This is a genomic window from Citricoccus sp. (assembly GCF_035445025.1).
Lineage (GTDB): Bacteria > Actinomycetota > Actinomycetes > Actinomycetales > Micrococcaceae > Citricoccus.
On sequence record NZ_DAOMPX010000132.1, the window covers coordinates 1 to 3,136 of the forward strand.

Below are 3,136 nucleotides of genomic sequence, written 5' to 3' on the forward strand. Positions count from 1 at the left end.
CACGCCGAGGCCACGGAGTCCGGCCGTGGCGTCGGTCACGTCACCCTCCCCGTGGAGGACCTGGCCGCGTTGCCGACGGCGGTCCGGCTGCGGGTGATCGGCCTGGCCGTGGTGGCGGCCGGGGGAGAACGCCCCAGCCGGGAGCGGGTCCTGGCCGTGGAGCGGCTGGTCGCCACCCGGTCCGTGGGTGGCGGATCGGCCGGTCCTGTCGAGCTGGCCGGGGGTGTCACCGCACGCCGTCATCGTGAGGCCGGGTGTGCGAGACTGGTCCTTGACGCTGGCCGGTAGCCACCGCCGCCGACCGGCGGAGCGGTCCCGTCCGCCGCGTCCGACCGGTATCAGACACCCAGCAGGAGCAGACCGCATGGAAGCACAGGACGTGCAGGGCGACCTGGAGCACGTGCTCATGACCACAGAGCAGATCCAGTCCACCATCAAGGACCTGGCAGCCCAGATCGACCGGGACTACCAGGACAAGGACGTGCTGCTGGTGGCCGTCCTCAAGGGCGCGGTCATGGTCATGGCGGACCTGTCCCGGGCCCTGAGCTCCCACGTCACCCTGGACTTCATGGCAGTGTCCTCCTACGGCTCGGGGACCCAGTCCTCCGGCGTGGTGCGGATCCTCAAGGACCTCGACGCCGACCTGATGGGCCGGCACGTGCTGATCGTCGAGGACATCATCGACTCCGGCCTGACCCTGTCCTGGCTGAAGACCAACCTCGAGTCCCGCGGTCCCGCCTCCGTGGAGATCTGCGCGTTCCTGCGCAAGCCCGAGGCGATGAAGGTGGACATCGACGTCAAGTACGTCGGCAAGGACATCCCGAACGAGTTCGTGGTCGGCTACGGGCTGGACTTCGACGAGAAGTACCGCAACCTGGACTTCATCGGCACCCTCGCCCCGCACGTCTACTCCTGACCCCGGCCGGCGGGGAGCCCCCGCTCCTCCGGCACCCCCGGATCCGTCCCCTCGTGCCGCACGAGGGCGGAGGACCGGGGGACGGGGCCGCCGCGGGCATTCCACCGCTCGCGAAAAGCGGTCTCCCGGACCCCCGGCATAGATCGGCGCCCGGTACCGTTGAAGGGTACGGCTGTGCCCCGGGCCAGCCACACCGCCGCGGACGCCACGCCCGCGCCGCAGGCCACAGTCAGGAGAGTTGTTGAAAGCCAAGAAGGTCTTCAAGGGCCCGATCATCTGGATCGTCCTGGCCGCCCTGTTCCTGGTGCTGATCATCCCGGCCCTCACCCAGGGTTCCAGCGCACGCGTCGACACGAACGTCGGCCTGGCCCTGCTGCAGGAGAACAAGGCCGAGCAGGCCCGCATCCAGGACGGCGACCAGCGCGTCGACCTGACACTGCGGGACCCGTACACCCAGGACGGGCGCGAGCTCGGCACGGAGGTGTACTTCTACTACTCCACCGCGCGCGCCGAGAAGGTCGTGGAGGCCATCGACGCCTCCTCCCTGGACGGCTTCACGGACCAGCCGGTGCAGAACAACTGGTTGCTGTCCCTGCTCGGGTTCATGATCCCGTTCCTGCTCATCGCCCTGGTCTTCTGGTTCCTGATGTCCCGGATGCAGGGCGGCGGCGGCAAGGTCATGCAGTTCGGCAAGTCCAAGGCCAAGCTGATCTCCAAGGACATGCCGCAGGTGACGTTCGAGGACGTGGCCGGCGCCGAGGAGGCCGTGGAGGAACTCCACGAGATCAAGGAGTTCCTCTCCGAGCCCGCCAAGTTCCAGGCCGTCGGCGCCAAGATCCCCAAGGGCGTGCTGCTCTACGGTCCTCCCGGCACCGGCAAGACCCTGCTGGCCAAGGCCGTGGCCGGTGAGGCCGGCGTGCCGTTCTACTCCATCTCCGGTTCGGACTTCGTGGAGATGTTCGTCGGCGTCGGCGCCTCCCGGGTGCGCGACCTCTTCGAACAGGCCAAGAACAACTCCCCGGCCATCATCTTCGTCGACGAGATCGACGCCGTCGGTCGCCACCGCGGTGCCGGCGTGGGCGGCGGCAACGACGAGCGCGAGCAGACCCTCAACCAGCTCCTGGTGGAGATGGACGGCTTCGACGCAACCACCAACGTCATCCTGATCGCCGCGACCAACCGCCCGGACGTCCTGGACCCGGCCCTGCTGCGGCCCGGCCGCTTCGACCGCCAGATCCCGGTGGAGGCACCGGACCTGGAGGGCCGGAACCAGATCCTGCAGGTGCACGCCCAGGGCAAGCCGATGGCGCCCGGCGTGGACCTGCGCTCCCTGGCCAAGCGCACCCCCGGCTTCACCGGTGCCGACCTGGCCAACGTGCTCAACGAGGCGGCCCTGCTCACGGCGCGCTCCAACGCCCAGCTGATCGACGACCGCGCCCTCGACGAGGCCGTGGACCGCGTCATGGCCGGCCCGCAGAAGCGCTCCCGGCTCATGAAGGAGCACGAGCGCAAGGTCACCGCCTACCACGAGGGCGGGCACGCCCTGGTGGCCGCGGGGCTGCGGAACTCGGCCCCGGTCACGAAGATCACCATCCTGCCCCGCGGGCGTGCCCTGGGCTACACCATGGTGGTCCCGGAGGACGACAAGTACTCCGTCACACGCAACGAGCTGCTGGACCAGCTGGCCTACGCGATGGGCGGCCGGGTGGCCGAGGAGATCATCTTCCACGACCCGTCCACGGGCGCCTCGAACGACATCTCCAAGGCCACGGAGACGGCCCGCAAGATGGTCACGGAGTACGGCATGAGCGAGCGCGTGGGCGCCGTGAAGCTCGGTTCCGGCAGCGGTGAGCCCTTCATGGGCCGTGACATGGGCAGCGGCCGGGAGTACTCGGAGCGCGTGGCCGCCGTGGTGGACGAGGAGGTCCGCGGACTGCTGGACCAGGCCCACGACGAGGCCTACTGGATCCTGAACGAGAACCGGGACATCCTGGACCGGCTCGCCTACGAGCTGCTGGAGCGGGAGACGCTGAACCAGGCCGAGATCGCCGAGATCTTCGCGGGCATCCGCAAGCGCGAGGCCCGTGAGATCTGGCTCTCCAGCGAGGACCGGCCGGTCTCGGACCAGCCCCCGGTGCTGTCCCCGGCGGAGCGCCGGGCCCTCGCCGCGAAGAACGGGCACGACGCCGGCCCCGTCGACCCGGAGTCGACGTCCGACTC

3 protein-coding genes are annotated in these 3,136 nt (G+C 69.6%); all 3 read left to right on the forward strand.

From position 1 onward, the window contains the following. Window positions 1-288 (forward strand): TilS substrate-binding domain-containing protein (locus PLJ28_RS15425; protein WP_324590398.1); only part of this gene is annotated, 288 nt, incomplete at its 5' end. A gap of 76 nt (window positions 289-364) precedes the next feature. Further along, window positions 365-916 (forward strand): hypoxanthine phosphoribosyltransferase, encoded by a 552-nt coding sequence (hpt, locus tag PLJ28_RS15430; RefSeq protein ID WP_183530321.1) that lies wholly within the window; start codon window positions 365-367, stop codon window positions 914-916. A 241-nt stretch (window positions 917-1,157) separates the two neighbouring features. Then, on the forward strand, window positions 1,158-3,136 hold a 1,979-nt coding region (ftsH, locus tag PLJ28_RS15435; protein WP_324590399.1), incomplete at its 3' end, for an ATP-dependent zinc metalloprotease FtsH.